The organism is Halomonas alkaliantarctica (assembly GCF_029854215.1).
GTDB classification, from domain to species: Bacteria; Pseudomonadota; Gammaproteobacteria; order Pseudomonadales; family Halomonadaceae; genus Vreelandella; species Vreelandella alkaliantarctica_A.
Genome location: NZ_CP122961.1, coordinates 3,109,237 through 3,124,888, shown reverse-complemented (window position 1 = coordinate 3,124,888; position 15,652 = coordinate 3,109,237). Strand labels below are relative to the sequence as shown.

Annotated in this window: 13 protein-coding genes, 1 tRNA gene and 1 pseudogene; 11 read left to right on the top strand and 4 right to left on the bottom strand. The window is 54.5% G+C overall.

What is annotated here, in order from left to right:
• Positions 1–10 precede the first annotated feature (10 nt).
• The 3 genes from QEN58_RS14345 to QEN58_RS14335 all read right to left on the bottom strand — a co-directional run bounded on the left by QEN58_RS14345 (position 11) and on the right by QEN58_RS14335 (position 3,156).
• Complete coding sequence (locus QEN58_RS14345; protein WP_280104300.1) at positions 11–1,204, bottom strand: PQQ-dependent sugar dehydrogenase; 1,194 nt, start codon at positions 1,202–1,204, stop codon at positions 11–13.
• Between the two features lie 83 nt (positions 1,205–1,287).
• Positions 1,288–2,163, bottom strand: a complete 876-nt coding sequence (locus QEN58_RS14340; RefSeq protein ID WP_280104299.1) for an AEC family transporter — start codon at positions 2,161–2,163, stop codon at positions 1,288–1,290.
• 78 nt (positions 2,164–2,241) lie between these two features.
• Positions 2,242–3,156, bottom strand: a complete 915-nt coding sequence (locus QEN58_RS14335; protein WP_280106946.1) for a LysR family transcriptional regulator — start codon at positions 3,154–3,156, stop codon at positions 2,242–2,244.
• Positions 3,157–3,359: 203 nt separating this feature from the next.
• On the opposite strand from QEN58_RS14335, the gene QEN58_RS14330 reads away from it, so the two are divergent.
• The 6 genes from QEN58_RS14330 (at position 3,360) to QEN58_RS14305 (ending at position 11,306) form a co-directional block, all read left to right on the top strand.
• The gene (locus tag QEN58_RS14330) at positions 3,360–5,318 is read left to right on the top strand and encodes a ligand-gated channel protein (protein ID WP_280104298.1); all 1,959 of its coding nucleotides are present in this window, start codon (positions 3,360–3,362) and stop codon (positions 5,316–5,318) included.
• A gap of 238 nt (positions 5,319–5,556) precedes the next feature.
• Positions 5,557–6,492: an ABC transporter substrate-binding protein gene (locus QEN58_RS14325; protein ID WP_280104297.1), complete on the top strand. Its 936-nt coding sequence runs from the start codon at positions 5,557–5,559 to the stop codon at positions 6,490–6,492.
• A gap of 53 nt (positions 6,493–6,545) precedes the next feature.
• Entirely contained in the window at positions 6,546–7,514 is a 969-nt protein-coding gene (locus QEN58_RS14320; protein ID WP_280106945.1) for a FecCD family ABC transporter permease, read from the top strand.
• Positions 7,515–7,552: 38 nt separating this feature from the next.
• A complete protein-coding gene (locus QEN58_RS14315) occupies positions 7,553–8,650 on the top strand; it encodes a FecCD family ABC transporter permease (protein WP_280104296.1) in 1,098 nt (365 codons plus the stop codon).
• A complete protein-coding gene (locus QEN58_RS14310; protein WP_280104295.1) occupies positions 8,647–9,462 on the top strand; it encodes an ABC transporter ATP-binding protein in 816 nt (271 codons plus the stop codon). The genes QEN58_RS14315 and QEN58_RS14310 overlap by 4 nt, the downstream gene beginning before the upstream one ends.
• A 26-nt stretch (positions 9,463–9,488) precedes the next feature.
• Positions 9,489–11,306 (top strand): ABC transporter ATP-binding protein, encoded by a 1,818-nt coding sequence (locus QEN58_RS14305; protein ID WP_280104294.1) that lies wholly within the window; start codon positions 9,489–9,491, stop codon positions 11,304–11,306.
• A 17-nt stretch (positions 11,307–11,323) separates the two neighbouring features.
• On the opposite strand, the gene QEN58_RS14300 is transcribed toward QEN58_RS14305, so the two are convergent.
• Positions 11,324–11,914 carry a hypothetical protein gene (locus QEN58_RS14300; protein ID WP_341870827.1) on the bottom strand — a complete coding sequence of 197 codons (591 nt, stop codon included), beginning with the start codon at positions 11,912–11,914 and terminating at the stop codon, positions 11,324–11,326.
• Between the two features lie 112 nt (positions 11,915–12,026).
• Between QEN58_RS14300 and QEN58_RS14295 the strand changes: the two genes are divergently transcribed.
• The 5 genes and pseudogenes from QEN58_RS14295 to QEN58_RS14275 all read left to right on the top strand — a co-directional run bounded on the left by QEN58_RS14295 (position 12,027) and on the right by QEN58_RS14275 (position 15,200).
• Positions 12,027–12,103: transfer RNA gene (locus QEN58_RS14295), tRNA-Ile, on the top strand.
• A 97-nt stretch (positions 12,104–12,200) separates the two neighbouring features.
• Complete coding sequence (locus tag QEN58_RS14290; RefSeq protein WP_280104292.1) at positions 12,201–12,377, top strand: hypothetical protein; 177 nt, start codon at positions 12,201–12,203, stop codon at positions 12,375–12,377.
• A gap of 663 nt (positions 12,378–13,040) precedes the next feature.
• Positions 13,041–13,250, top strand: a pseudogene (locus QEN58_RS14285) (tyrosine-type recombinase/integrase); the annotation flags it as partial.
• 209 nt (positions 13,251–13,459) lie between these two features.
• The gene (locus QEN58_RS14280) at positions 13,460–14,101 is read left to right on the top strand and encodes a hypothetical protein (protein WP_280104291.1); all 642 of its coding nucleotides are present in this window, start codon (positions 13,460–13,462) and stop codon (positions 14,099–14,101) included.
• Entirely contained in the window at positions 14,067–15,200 is a 1,134-nt protein-coding gene (locus tag QEN58_RS14275; protein WP_280104290.1) for a helix-turn-helix domain-containing protein, read from the top strand. Before QEN58_RS14280 ends, QEN58_RS14275 begins: the two co-directional genes overlap by 35 nt.
• Positions 15,201–15,652 lie beyond the last annotated feature (452 nt).

The window sequence follows — 15,652 nt, the reverse complement described above, 5'->3', positions numbered from 1 at the left end:
GAACTAAGTGCTACGGGGTCGTTGGCGCTAGACGATACAAGCCGCCCTGAGGGTCGTCAGTGAGCAAGTAAATAGCGTCATCAGGGCCTTGGCGAACATCGCGAATACGCCCTACTTCGCCTTGTAAAATCAGCTCTTCTTCGGCGACACGGCCCTCTTCTAAGCGCAGACGCAGCAGTTTCTCGCTACCTAATCCACCGGCCAGCAGGTTTCCTTGCCATTCGCCAAAGGCGTCGCTAGTCACTTCGACAAGGCCAGCAGGGGCGAAACGGCCTTCAAATACATACACCGGGTCAATCATGCCGGGGAGCGAATTTTCACCAATCGGCTCATTGGTCGCATAGTCATTGCCCCGACTAACTTCTGGCCAGCCATAATTGTTGCCAGCTTCGATATGGTTAAGCTCGTCGCCGGTTCGGGGGCCGTGCTCTGATGCCCAGGCTTCGCCGTTACTCAACACGGTCATGCCTTGAATATTGCGATTACCCATGGAGTAGATTTCATCCAGGGTGGTGTCATCCCCGACAAAGGGGTTGTCATCAGGAACGTCGCCCGTGGCGGTAAGGCGCAGGGTAGAGCCCGCATGGTCATCGCTTGCCTGGGCGCGGAGTGGTTCACTGCCACGGTCGCCGATGCTCATTAGGAGGGTGCCGTCGGGCAGCCACGCCAACCGTGAGCCGTAGTGACGACCAGGCCCCGAGGCGCGACCTTGTTCAAACAAATGCTCAACCTCACCTAGCTCGCCATCCTGCCATTTTACCCGCGATAGCGCTGAACGGCTTTTATTGCCTTCGGGCTTGCTCCAGGTGAAATAGATCCAGTCGTTGTCGCCTCCGCCGTTCCCCCCTTCAAAATCAGGATGCAGCACCACGTCTAACAGCCCGCCCTGGCCCCGAGCACTGACTGCTGGCATGCCTTCCAACGTACTGGATTCACCGCTTTCGGGGTCGACGAGTTTCAACTGCCCGCTACGTTCGCTCACTAAATAGCGACCATCGGGTAAAAACGCCACTGCCCAGGGGTGCTCAAAACCATCGGCGATGCGCTCGATGGAGAGGTTTAAATGAGCGGTTTCCAGCGATTCCTGGACGACTTCCGCATTTGCCGTGTTAATAGTGCTAGCGAGCACTAGCCCACTGATCCCCGCCAAAACCGCAGGGGGCAGCCAACGGGAAGTGTGATGACTCCTGCTCGTATAGTGCATAGTGTGCCCTCTGGTAATGTAAACACTCGTTATGCTTGCCAGTAGTCTAGCAGGGACCCTTTAGCCACGTGGGGGTTCCGCTATTACATAAGCAGGGCGAGCAGCACGGGCAGATAAAACAGTGCTAACAATGTTGAGCAGAAAACCAAACTGGCGACATAGACGGGTTCGCGCTGGGCACGTTGGGCAAAGAGATAATTGAAGACCGCCACCGGCATACACATTTGCAACACTAGAATGCTTTGTGCCAGTGGCGGAAGGCCCACCCAGCCAGCGATCAGCCAGGCGACCCCTGCCGCGAGGGGCACGCGCACTAAGCTAAACCCGAGCCCCGAGCGCAGGTTCTTTACATGAATGCTGGCCAGCGAGACACCCAGGGTAATGAGCATCAGCGGTACCGTGAACCCCGACATTAAGTCCACCGTATTCGCGAGCCAGGACGGAAGGGAAGTGCCCGTCAGCAGCAGTGCCATGGAAATCGCAATGGCGTATACCGTGGGTGTTTTGGCGAGGGTTTTGAGGGGGTTGCCCTGGCTATTAAGTACGGCACCTAAGGTGAACTGAAACAGCGATACGGTCACCATCACCGTGATACCGTAGGCAAACCCGGCACTGCCAAAGGCGTAAAGCACCACCGGTAAGCCCATATTGCCGGTGTTGGGGTACATCATGGGGGCAAGCAGTACTCGCCAGCTGCGGCGCAACACTTTTGCTACCACAAAGGTAGCTGCCCCCATGGTGATAATCACCAGCGCGGCGGCCAGCATCGTCTGGCCAAAAGTGGTGGCATCAATATCGGCACCCGCCAGAGAGGCCAATACCAGTGAGGGCGTACCAATGTTAAATACTAGCCGGGTGATAAAGTCGACCGGGTAGGGATGGCCTAGGCGCACCCATAGGTAGCCAAGCCCTGCACCCGCCAGCACAGGCGCCATGACGGCAAAAAGTTCGGCAAGCATTGGCTGTCCTTGACAATCGTTAGCCGCCTATTGTCGTTAATAAGCGGGCTAACTGGCAAGGCAAACACTCGAATTAACCTACACCGTCGCGACTGACGTGCGCCACGGTGCGGGCACTTGGCTACGTAAAAACTCTAACAGTGCGTGGGTGCGGCGTGATTGGTGACCGTAGGCGTAGAGTAGCGTAATGGGCAGAGGCGCTGGTTCCCAGCCGGGTAAACAGTTAATCAGTTCGCCTGGATGATGCTGCTCGCGCTTTGCGGTTACCCAGTGTGAGAGCAAGCCGATCCCCTGACTGCGCGCGATGGCGTCAATATGCAGGGCAGTGAGGTCTACCCGCAGCCGAGAGCGGGGCGGATTAAAGGTGTACTGGCCATGCTCTGGGTGAGTGAGCAGCAGCCCGTCGGATGCTGAACCCAGCAGGTCTATCCAGGCGTGCTGGTTCAATTCATTGGGGTGATGGGGCGTGCCAGCCGCCGCTAAATAGCGTGGGCTGGCATAAAGCCCACGGGTTAAGTGCCCCAAGCGCTCCTGGTTTAGCCCGCACTCGTGAGTGGGCCCAAGCCACACGTGAACGCTATTACTGTGCATTTTAGTCGGCGGCGTTTCTCTGGTATGTAGCGTTAACTCTACCTTGGGGTGGCGATTTAAAAACGCATCAATGGCGCTGGCTAGCCAGCTGCGCGCCAGGGCGCCGTGAACCTCAAGGGTTATTTCGCCGCTAATCTCCTCACGCAGCTCTGCTAGCGCCTCCTGGCTATGAGCCGCCATCGCTAAAAGTTCGGTGCAGTAGTTGTGAAACAGCAGCCCTGCTTCAGTGGGAATTAAGCGATTGGCCTGGCGGCGCAGCAGCGGCTGGTTAAGCCGGGATTCGAGCTGGCTGATGCGTCGGCTAAGGGTCGATTTGGCTAAACCAAGCGTTTGAGCGCTGCGAGTCAAACTGCCCGTGGTCATCACATCGGCAAAGGCGGTGAGTTCGTCAAAGTCATACATGGTCAGACCCAAGGGAAGAGGTGAACGCTGATTGTGCCATTCTTTGGTGCGAATGAAAATAATAGGCATTTGTGTTCCGGTATACTGAACGTACTGTCTCACCCGAGCGTGCAAAAAGTGTGTAAAAATATTAATGCTTATGATTCGCATTTATTAGAGCGAACACCTATCTAAATTGCTCACACACTCTTAAGGACTAAGTTATGTCTCCCTATTTGCGCCGTTCCCTATTGGCCAGCGCCATTTCTACACTCGCCAGTGGCGCTCTGTGGGCACAAGAAGCGCCCCGCTTAGATGACATGGTGGTCACTGCGTCAGGATTTGAACAGCAGATTACCAATGCCCCAGCTTCTATCAGCGTGGTTTCCCGCGAAGAGTTAGAGCGGGGCCACTATCAAAATGTTACCGATGCACTACGCGATGTGCCCGGTGTGATTATCACCGGTGGTGGCGCAGGGGATAACGGCCAAGATATCTCCATTCGCGGGATGCCCTCCCAATACACACTAATCTTGGTAGACGGACGCCCGCAGAATTCACGCGAGTCCCGGCCCAATGGTAGCGCCGGATTTGAGCAGGATTGGCTACCGCCGCTACAGGCCATTGAACGTATTGAAGTCGTGCGCGGCCCAATGTCGACGCTCTACGGCTCCGATGCTATTGGTGGCGTGATCAACGTGATTACCCGTAAAGTTGCCCAGGAGTGGCACGGTAATGTACAGCTCGACACCGTACTTCAAGAAGACAGTGATTCCGGTGACAGTCGCCAAGCCAATTTTTACCTGAGCGGCCCCTTGGTAGGGGACCGGTTGGGTCTTCAGCTCTACGGGCGCACCTCCCAACGTGATGAAGACAATATTATTAACGGCTACGAAGATAAAAGCCTACAAAGCCTCACGGCCAGGCTGAGTCTAGCTGCCTCAGATAATCATGATTTCACTGCTGAAGCGGGCATTACCGAGCAGGAGCGCCAGTCGCTGATGGGCAACTCAGCGCCATCAGAGGGCTGCCGTGGAGGTTGTGAGGATAGCTTCAACGACTATACCCATCGGCATATTGCATTAACCCATAGTGGACGCTTTGATATTGGCACCAGCGAAAGCTTTATTCAGCGAGAAACTAGCGAAAACCCGTCGCGGGATATCGAAATCACTAATACCACTGCCAAAACTAGCCTCGTAATGCCGCTGGGGGCGCACATGGTAACGCTCGGTGCCAACTATGAAAAAGAGTCATTAGAAGACAACACTACCAACCAGATATCTTCCCGCACGGAAATAGACAATACTCAGTGGGCTCTCTTTGCAGAGAATGAATGGCTGCTGACGAACGCATGGGCGCTAACCGGCGGGCTACGCTTGGACAATGATGATAACTTCGGTAGTCATATTAGTCCGCGGCTTTATAGTGTGTGGAATATGACACCGCACTGGACACTTAAAGGTGGGGTATCTACCGGCTATCGTTCACCCAATCTGCGTGAAATCACGCCTGACTGGGGGCAGATCAGCCGTGGTGGGAATGTTTACGGTAATCCCGACCTTGAGCCAGAAACCTCGCTCAATAAAGAGTTAGCTCTGCTTTATGCCAACGACAATGGCTTGAACGGCAGTGTCACGGTATTCCATAACGACTTTGACGATAAAATCACACGCATTGCTTGCCCTGACGATATTTGCACCGATGGCGCCAATCAGTTTGGTAGCGATCCGACTTACCGAGTGAACGTAGATAAAGCCATTACCCAAGGCGCCGAAGTCAGTATTGCCGCGCCGCTGAACGATGCTCTGGAGTTAACGGCCAGCTACACCTTCACCGATAGCGAGCAAAAAAGCGGTGAATATGCCGGCGAGCCGCTAACTCAGCTACCACGCCACCAAGTATCGGCCACGCTGGATTGGCAAGCCTCGGCTAAGCTCACCCAGTGGACAAAAGTGACCTACCGCGGTGAAGAGAGCCAACCGACTACCGGCCCTTCTCAACGCTCCATCGTGGCCCCTTCCTACACCTTTGTAGATGCAGGCGTGGGCTACCAGCTAAATGAATCGACTCAACTGAACGCGGGTATCTACAACCTGTTCGATGAAACGATCGACTACGACGAGTACGGCTACGTGGAAGATGGTCGCCGGGTTTGGTTAGGCCTCAACGTCGCGTTCTAAACACTACGTTCCCGTTACAAATGCAATACAGCAGCGGCTATCCAGCGATAGCCGCTTTTTTTGCTGGGAAGCGGGGCAGTGAGGCACCGATAAGTACCGCAACGGTTGCACAAAATGGAACACTCCATTCGCTGGAATAGTAGTGCAAGCGCTTTTGAGAATCGTTATTATTAAAAGCACTGTATCGTATTGAGAGAAACTTATGCGGGTTAAAACGACGCTGTTTAAAACGAGATCAATGTCAGCAATTCTTATTAAAAGTGGGCGTTTAGGGATGCTGGGCATGTTGCTAAGTGCCTTAGTGGCAGGCACTGCGCAAGCTCGCACGCTGGAAACCGCCTTTGGCGACGTAGATATTGAGGGAACCCCAGAGCGCGTTGTAACACTCTACGAAGGCGCGTTGGACGCTGCCGTAGCGGCAGGCGTGAACCCGCTAGGCGCTGTGACGACGCGTGGTGGCGACAATGTGGCAAGCTACATTGAAGCGCATCTTGGTGAAAACCCGCCAGCGATTATGGGCGTGGTGCGCGAGATCAATATCGAGGCCGTGCTGGCGCAGCAGCCGGATCTGATTTTGGCACCCGCCCAGCTCTCTGATGAGCAGTATCAACTGCTGTCACGTATTGCGCCCACGGTGGTGCCACCGTCCCAGCCACTGGCGCCGGATAATTGGAAAGCGGAAGCACGCCTTTACGGCGAAGCGCTCAATCGCCAAGCCTCCATTGCAGAAGCGATTGTGGCGGTTGAGCAACGCGCCGCCGAGGTCGCTAAGGCAGTGGAAGAGGCCGGTGTCGGTGGTAGTGCCTTCTTGGTGCGCTGGATGCCCGGTGGCCCCATGGTGATGTCGGAAAACCTTTTCGCTGCAGGCTTGTTAGCCCAAGCGGGGCTGGACGTTCAGGACGCTGGCCTGGTCGGCGAGCGAGGCGTGCATAGCGATATGCTGAGCCTTGAAAACCTTTCCCAAGTGGACGGCGATTGGCTGTTCCTGGCAACGCTCAACGACGATGGTCAAGCGGCGGTGGAGGCAGCCAAGCAGAGCAGCGCCTTTACGCGCCTAAACGTGGTTCAGCAAGACCACGTTGTGCCGGTGGATGGTCAGCTATGGACAAGTGCCAATGGCCCGCTGGCCGCCCAGGCGATTCTTGACGATATAGAAGCAGCGCTGTTGCCGTGACGGTTCCACGTTTTGCAACGCCTAACGTTAGGCGTGCTACTCCCCGAACGCTAATGCTGCTACTACTCACCGCCCTTGTGGCGGTGAGTCTCGTTAGTTTATTAATCGGCGCAGGTAGCGTTGGCCCGGGTAGGGCTCTGGCGCTACTGAGTGGCGCCCAGGATAGTGAAGCGCACTTCATCGTCTGGGAACTGCGCGCACCGCGCACCTTGATGGGTATCGTGGTGGGTATGGCGTTAGGTGTCGCTGGCGCCCTGTTGCAAGCGGTGGCACGCAACCCGCTGGCTGAACCAGGGCTTTTAGGGGTTAGCGCGGGGGCGGCGTTTGCCGTGGCGCTGGCCTTAGTGCTGGGTGCCAGCGCCGCCACGTTACGCATTTCAGTCGCGCAGTTAGGTGCGCTGGTGGGTTGCGTGTGCGTGTTAAGCGTGGCGCGCTTTCACGGTGTGGGTAACGACCCTATCCGGCTCGTGCTTGCCGGGGCTGCGTTCTCTGGCCTGCTCGCTTCATTAACCTCATTGATTCTGCTTTACGACCAGCGTGCCGCTGATGAAATTCGTTTCTGGGTGATTGGCAGCTTGGCAGGCCGACGCTTGGACGACCTGTTTGGCGTGCTGCCCAGTATGCTGATCGCGTCGGTGATGGTTGCGCTGATTGCTCGGCCGCTAGCCGCCCTGGCGCTAGGCGAACGAGTGGCCTCTGGTTTGGGGCATCACCCCAACCTCATTCGTTGGTTGGTCATCGCCTGCGTGGCGCTGTTGGTGGGTGCTGCCACCGCCATCGCCGGGCCCATTGCCTTTGTTGGGTTGGTGGTGCCGTTTGTTGCACGGGCCTTTGCCGGGCCTGATATTCGTCGCACGCTATGGTTTTGCCTGCCCATCGGGCCGCTGATCGTTCTCGCGGCCGATATCATCTCTCGGGTGGTGGTCGCTCCTTCGGAACTACCGTTGGGCGTACTCACTGCGCTGTGCGGCGCACCCGTACTCATAGCGGTGGTTCGTGCACGCCGCCTACCGATGCTATGAATTCGCTAATGAAAACCACGCCTATAAAAAGCTCGTCTATGTCTTTCTCTTCGGAAGACCAGTCCTGTGCGGGCGGCGATGACAACGTACCGCCACCACAAGGTTACCGGCGATTCGCCTGGCGAAGCGGGAATAGTGCGAACAGCCTGTTGTTTGAGCAGCGAGCGGTGGCCGTTAACCTGGGCCTGTTGGGCGCGTTACTGTTTGCCAGCGTTATTTACCTAAGTCTGGGCAGCGTTAAGGTTGCCCCAGTGGCGGTGCTGCAGGCGCTGTTTGGCAACGCCGATATGATGGCGAGCTTTGTCGTGCAGGAGCTACGCTTGCCGCGTTTGGTCGCTGCCGTTAGTACCGGGGCGGCCTTCGCGTTAGCGGGCATTCTGATGCAAACCCTGGCCCGTAACCGCTTGGCGACGCCGGGTATTATCGGCATTGATAACGGCGCGACAGCGTTTGCCGTGGCCTCCATCGTAGGCCTTGGTGTTTCCATCGCGCCGCCTGCCATGGCGTTAGCCGGGGCAACCACCGCAGCGGTACTCACCTTCGGGCTCGCTGCGGGCAACGGCACCCAGGGGTATCGCTTTATCGTGGCGGGGATTGGCGTGGGCGCGGTGTTTGGCGCGATAACGCAATTGATGCTGGCGCGCGTCGCCATTGATACCGCCAATGCCGCCTACCCATGGACGGTGGGTTCGCTCAATGCCCGCCCCAGCGGCGCACTGCAATTACTCACGCTCGGGTTGGCGTTAGGGCTGGCCACTGCCATGGCGTTAGCCCGTTCGCTAACGCTACTGCGTTTCAAGGATGCTACCGCTAGCGGGCTAGGCGTAAACGTCAAGCGACGCCGGTTGGAAGTGCTGCTGCTGTCCGTCGCGTTGACTGGCTTGGCGGTCGCCGTTGCCGGGCCGGTAGGCATGGTGGGGCTGATTGGCCCGGAGATAGCCCGCTCGCTTGCGAGTTCGCGCAGCGTGCCTATTTTGGCGGCAACGCTAGCGGGGGCGCTGGTGATGGTGCTCGCCGACCTGGCCGGGCGTACGCTGCTGGCGCCTATCGAGATTCCCGTCGGTATCGTTACCGCTGTGGTCGGCGGGCCCTGGTTACTTTGGATATTAATGCGTCCGCAACGGAGCTTCACATGAGCCAATCTCCAACACCCACCATGCCGTCTCTTGCCACGCAGTCGCTCAACATGAGCTATGGCACCCGGCAGGTGATCGATGGCTTGGATATCAACCTGCCCAGCGGCCAAGTCACCGCCATTGTGGGGCCTAACGGCTGCGGAAAATCGACGTTGTTGGCCGGGCTTGCTCGTTTACACAAACCTGATAGCGGTGCCGTGTTGCTCGATGGCGCCGATATTCAGCGCCTGCCCACGCGTCAATTAGCCACTCAACTGGCGCTACTTCCCCAGGAGGCCGTCGCACCGGAGGGGCTAACCGTGACTGAACTGATTCGTTTTGGTCGCCAGCCCCACCAAGGCTGGCTGCGCCAGTGGTCAGCGGAGGACCAGCGGGTAGTCCAGCACGCGCTGGCCGCAGCAGGGCTTGAACAACTCGCTGATCGGCCAATTGATGCGCTTTCCGGCGGCCAGCGCCAACGCGCCTGGATCGCCATGACCATCGCCCAACAAACACCGCTGCTGCTGCTGGATGAACCCACTTCCGCGCTGGATCTTGGCCACCAGATTGAAGTGTTCGAGCTGGTGAAACATCTTGCCTACCAAGGCCGTACCGTGGTGATGGTGCTGCACGATCTCGCCAGCGCCTGCCGCTACGCTGATCATCTCATCGCCATGCGCGAAGGTCAGATTATCGCAGAAGGGCCGCCTGCCCAGGTGGTCACCCCAGACTTGGTACGAACGCTTTATCAGGTAGAATGCTCGCTATTAACCGACCCCGCTACCGGCTGCCCGTTACTGACCAATGTGCGGCGCACCCCGGCGAGCGCCTAGTCAAACCGACAAAAATTCAGTAAGGAATGCTCGTGTCCTCTCCTGCACACAGTTTTCAAGCCCTGTTGCGGCTACTGCGCTACGCCAAAGGCTACCGGCGCCGCATTATGGCCGCCACCGCCTGTTCGATTATCAATAAGCTGTTTGATATCGCCCCAGAAATTCTGATTGGTGTCGCCATTGATGTGGTGGTCAACCAAGAGCAGAGCTTTGTGGCCAGCCTCGGGTTCGAGACGCCTCAACAGCAGATCACCATGCTGGCGGTGCTGACGTTTGTTATCTGGGCGGGGGAGTCGTTATTTGAGTACCTGTTTCAAATCCTATGGCGTAACCTCGCCCAGCGACTGCAAGCGGATATGCGCCAGGATACCTATGAGCACGCCCAGCGGCTGGATATGGCGTTCTTTGAATCAAGAAGCTCCGGCCAGCTCGTGGCCACCATGAACGACGACGTTAATCAGCTCGAGCGCTTTCTGGATGGTGGCGCCAACGCAATGGTTCAGGTCGTGGTGACGGTGGTGGTGATTGGCGCGGTATTCTTCGTGCTTTCGCCGCTGATTGCGCTGCTGGCGTTTACACCTATTCCGCTGATCATTTGGGGTGCGTTCTTCTTCCAGCGCAAAGCCGGGCCGCTTTACAGCGACGTGCGTGAAAAGGTTGGCGATTTAGCCAGCCGTTTATCCAACAACCTAAGCGGTATCGCGACGATTAAGAGCTTTACCAGTGAAGATCGCGAAGCTGAACGCCTGCGCGAGGCCAGCGAAGCCTACGTAGACGCCAATAGAAGGGCGATCAAGGTTAGCTCGGCGTTTATTCCCGTGATCCGCATGGCGATTTTGGCGGGCTTTCTGGCCACCTTTACTGTGGGCGGCATGATGGCGCTCAACGGTTCACTCAATGTGGGTGCGTACGGTGTGCTGGTATTCCTGACCCAACGACTGCTCTGGCCGCTCACTGGCCTGGCCCAGGTGATCGACCTGTTCGAACGCGCCATGGCCAGCACGCGGCGGATTCTCGATTTGCTTGAAGTGCCGATTACCGTTAAAGACGATAGCACCACCCCGCTCGTTCAGCCGGTGCGCGGTGAAGTGACGATTGATAATGTGAGCTTTCACTACGCCACCAGCCTTGTGGGTGTCGATAATATTCATCTGCACGTGCCTGCTGGCAACACCTTGGCGCTGGTCGGGGCGACCGGCTCGGGCAAATCAACCCTCATCAAACTGCTGCTGCGCTTTTACGACCCGGAAAACGGACGAGTACTCATCGACGGCCAGCCGATTACCGACGTCAGCATGAACTCGCTACGCCAGTCGATTGGTCTAGTCAGCCAGGACGTTTATCTATTCGAAGGCAGCATTCGCGACAATATTGCCTACGGTAAACCTGACGCGGACGAAGCCGCGATTATCGACGCCGCCAAAACCGCCGAGGCGTGGAGCTTTATCGAAACGCTGCCCCAAGGATTGGATACGCCGGTAGGGGAGCGGGGCGTGCGGCTGTCTGGCGGCCAGCGCCAACGGCTCTCCTTAGCGCGGGCGCTACTTAAAGACCCGCCTATTTTGGTGCTGGATGAAGCCACCAGCGCGGTGGACAACGAAACCGAAGCGGCCATTCAGCGCTCGCTCAAGCGTATTGCCCATGGCCGCACGGTGATTATGATTGCCCACCGGCTTTCCACCATCGTCCATGCCGATGAGATCGTAGTGATCGAGAAAGGCCAAGTGGCCGAGCGCGGCACCCATTCCAGCCTATTGACAGCGAACGGCCACTACGCCGCCCAGTGGCGGGTACAAACCGGCGAAGCCCAGGCGGGGGATGTAGAAGCAGTTAGTAGCCTTTAACGACTATCGATTAACTATTACCTATTAACCAGGAGCGCATTGAGGGTGACGGGCACATGCTCGTCAATCTCTTGATAGCCCAGTAACGACATCACGGTGCGCACCGTGCTGTTGGCCATCAGCGCTCGGCCATCTATCGCCATCGGCTCGGCGTGGGTCACGCGTATCTCATTCAAGCCTTCGCGGGTAAACCGCAGCGGAACGGACTCCTGCTGATTAACCATGTCTGATTGAACGCTAAAGGTCAGTGTCTCAACCAGTGATTCGCCAATATCCAAACCGTCCAACCGCTCTGGCGGCATTTGCGCTTCTAGCGTCACCAAGGTGGTGTTCGCCAGCAAGCCTATCCACGGCGGCAGCTCGCCAAAGCGTTCAAGCACATCCGTTTGGCTGAGCTTTAACGGCAGGCGCAGGGTGCCATCGCTGGAGATATCGCCCTGCAGATTGCGCACTTGGTGATGATGCGTTTGCGGTGCTTCGCCGTTCAACTGAGTAATCGATGCCTGCACCCGCGACTGGCCAGGATCAAGCTGCCAGTCAGCGTGCACCGGCAGCGCCAACAATAGAGGAAATAGAGCAATCAATGCTTTCACAGCGCGTCTCCGCATAAAGAACTACTCTCCAGACTGCCCAATCCACATAAAGTGCCGTAATGACATCAAGATAGCGCAATGGGGCTAGCCTCACCCGGCCACATTCGCTATGATATGCACGCTTTTCGGGCCTATAGCTCAGTTGGTTAGAGCAGGGGACTCATAATCCCTTGGTCGTAGGTTCAAGTCCTACTGGGCCCACCATTTAAATCAGTAACTTAGCAATTATCTCTGGTGAGTCCCCTAGTCCAAGGGTACAGTTTCGGTACAGTGCCGATCTTTCAGACCCTGGAGATTTCTTGTGGCCACCATCGTCAAGACCCCTTCTGCAACCTGGAAAGCCGTCATCCGCATGTCGGGTTGGCCAACCATCGCAAAGACCTACCGTACCAAACGTGACGCCCAAGATTGTGCACGCCGCACTGAAGATGAAATTGTGCGCGGCGTTTATATTCAGGTAGTGCCTCAGAACGAATGACGCTTGAAGCAGCGCTAAAGCGCTACTTGGCCGATATTACCCCTATCTAGAAACCCTGCAGCCAGAAAAGCGAACGCCTCAAGGGCAATACTCTGATAGAACATTTAAGCAAATACTTTTTAGCCGCCCTCACGCCAGAGCTTGTCGCCAACTACCGTGACAAGCGTTTAAACAGTTTGGGGCGCACGGGAGTACCAATTAGCCCCAATACCGTGCGCCTAGAGCTTGCCCTACTTGGCCACCTATTCACGGTGACTATCCAAGAGTGGTTGGGCTCGGCCTGACTTATAACCCAATTCAGACTATGCGCAAGCCTAGCCCAGGTGATAGCCGGAGTAGACGTCTTAGCACCGATGAGGAGTAGCGGCTGTTCCCAGTATTAAGACGTAACAGCAACCCAATGCTGGCATGGATCGCCATAATCGCTCTTGAGATGGGAATGCGCTCTTCAGAGTTTTATGCCAAACGACCGTTAAACGCCGCTGAGTGCGCCTTACAGACACCAAAAACAACAACCCCTGCCTTGTGCCGCTAACTCAAGCCGCGATAGAGGTATTCAATCAGGCGCTAAATAACCCAGTGCGCCCGCTCGACTGTAACCTGGTGTTTCTCTGATAGCCTAGTAAAGAAGGTAAGCGGGGCCCTGAAGTTTATACGAAGGTTTGGAATCAGGCCAAGAAGAAGGCCGGGCGTGATGACTTTCGTTTTCATGATTTAAGGCATGAGGCTGTCAGCCGTTTAGTAGAAGCAGGGCTATCCGGTCAGGAAGTTGCGGCGATCAGTGCGCACAAGTCTATGCAAATATTGAGGCGGTATACTCATCTGAGAACGGAAGAATTAGTTATGAAACTAGATCGGGTAGGTCTAGCTTAAATTGATGTGAGCTGAGGTCATGATAAAGATGATTTTGAGTCTGCAAAGGGCGTAGCCAAGCCGTATAAGCCCAATTTGAATAGCAAAAAGAGACTGCGGGAAAGCATGATTGAGCGAATGTAAGATTTGCTAAGGCGCCGCCTACTTGACAAAAGTGAGAAAAAGCACAATTATGTGCTTTACAAATTCCATATTGGGAACACTTTGAGATGAAGCCGCCTTGCCACCCAGCAGAAATTGATTCTGAATTGACTGAATCGCGCTTAAATGAGCTAGCTAGACATATGCTTGATGTTTTTTCTCTCGCTATCGAGCAAACCAAGCACCCATTAGACGACGCTTATACGCAAGGAAGTCGTTGCTGGGCGTGGCTCCGGAATTCGTTACTTCAAGAAGGCGAAAGCCGGTTCCCTTGGCTACGAATTGTACACCATGGTAATGATATTCAATTTAGCATTGGCAACTCTGTGTTCCGGTTTTTCTGTGACGATCCAGAAAGGCCAAGAAAACACTATGCTACCGCATTAACAGATGCAGAATCTTTGACCACTAACTTGTTGCTTTTTGATGAAGAATCTCTTAGCCAGACGACGGGGCTGTGGAGATTTTTTATCAGAAAAGCTATGAACGATGAAGATGAGCATTCCCTTTATTGCATAAACTATCAACTTGGCTCCAAGGTCATTAATGCCAAATGGCAGTTTAATGCTAGCGTGAATACATTTGTTAGCACTACAGCTGATATTCCTGAAGCAGCTAAACTACCAGAGCATGAGCTTGGCCCCAGAACGAATGTCGCCGAAGCAGGTGAGGACGATGGAACAGTCGAAGACAACAATGGCTCAGTTTGAAGGAAGCAAACTTAGACTCGCGAGACATTATTGGGGTAAAACACTTGGTCAAATAGCAGAGGATATAGATAAGACTAGGCAGTATGTTTCCCAGCTGGAAACTGGCAAAGCTGCACATACAGTTTCTCAAGATGTTCTAGAGCGCTTGGCGTATTCTCTCAATGTCACTACCGGCTTTTTTTACGCACCAGCAAGCTCAGCTTTGACGGAAGACCAAGCTCACTTTAGAAGTCTAGCATCGACCAAAGTCAGTACCAAACTTAAGGTATTGGCTCGGGGTACTTTATTTGATCAGCTTGCCCGTTTCATAGATGAGCGTGTGGCTCTCCCTGAAGTTAACTTTCCTGATTTTTCAGGAGCTTGCACTACAGAAGAGATCGAGCGCGCTGCTGAAAAAACACGCCATCATTGGGGGTTAGGCCTTGGCCCAATCGATAATATGGTTAAAGTTGTGGAGCACGCTGGTGCTTTGGTAACTTTTTTTAATGATGCTTCCCAGGAGGTAGATGCTTTATCTATTCCCTCAGTAAGGCCGGTCATTGTAAGAAATGATGCTAAAGAAAGTCCTTTTAGGCAGCGTTTTGATATAGCTCACGAAATGGCACATTTGATTTTACATGAAGGAATAGTGACAGGAGATCGAAAGACAGAAACGGAGGCCAATAGGTTGAGCTCAGCCTTTCTTCTTCCTCGCTCTACTTTCATGAAAATATTTAAGACTCGTGGTCGTACTCTAGATTGGCAATGTATAATTGACATAAAAATGACCTTTGGTGTGTCTAAAGCAGCGGTTCTCTATAGGGCAAAGGTGCTCGGTGTAATTGATGAGCGTCAATATAAGAGTGGTGTGATTTTTTTAAAAAATACTCGCCAGAGTAAGAAGGAAGATGAGGATGGATATGTGGCGAGGGAACGCGCAGGTCTGCTTCCGAAATCTTTTGATGCCCTATTAAAATATCATGGCTTAGATTTTAATGATGTTGCAAATGCTCTTAATGTACAGCCGAAGCTTCTTAAAGAGATAATTCCTGATGCTGTTGATTCTAAAATTATAAATAATAAATTTGCTCATCAAAGAACACACCTAAGACTAGTATAATTAGATGCTTTTGAAGGCCACCATTCGGTGGCCTTTGTCATTTTCAAAAATTAATGCGACGTCGAAGACGAAAAAAAAGTTCGTGGTGCATTCTTTAACATTTGGCACGACAAGTTAGTATTAATTAGTGCAAAGCCTCTCGATATTTTAATAACTGGTACGGCTTTGAGCGCATCTGTACCCTTTCCCTAAATCGATGCTCGATGGCTTCCTGAATACCAAGTTCTGGCCTCGACCTTGCGTGACCGTGAAGCTCAGTTAGCCCTTTGTGGTCGCAATCGCTTCACCAACTACAGACAAAGCACTGAATCGGAGCATGAAAGTGGCCTCTGGATGATCGCATATATGCCCGGCGATGCCGTATCCCTCGCAGTTTTTTTGCTGAGTTACTTTCCTCATTAGGAAAGCACAGCTCATCGCGTTTTCTGCATCGTATTACTGGTACTGGGGAT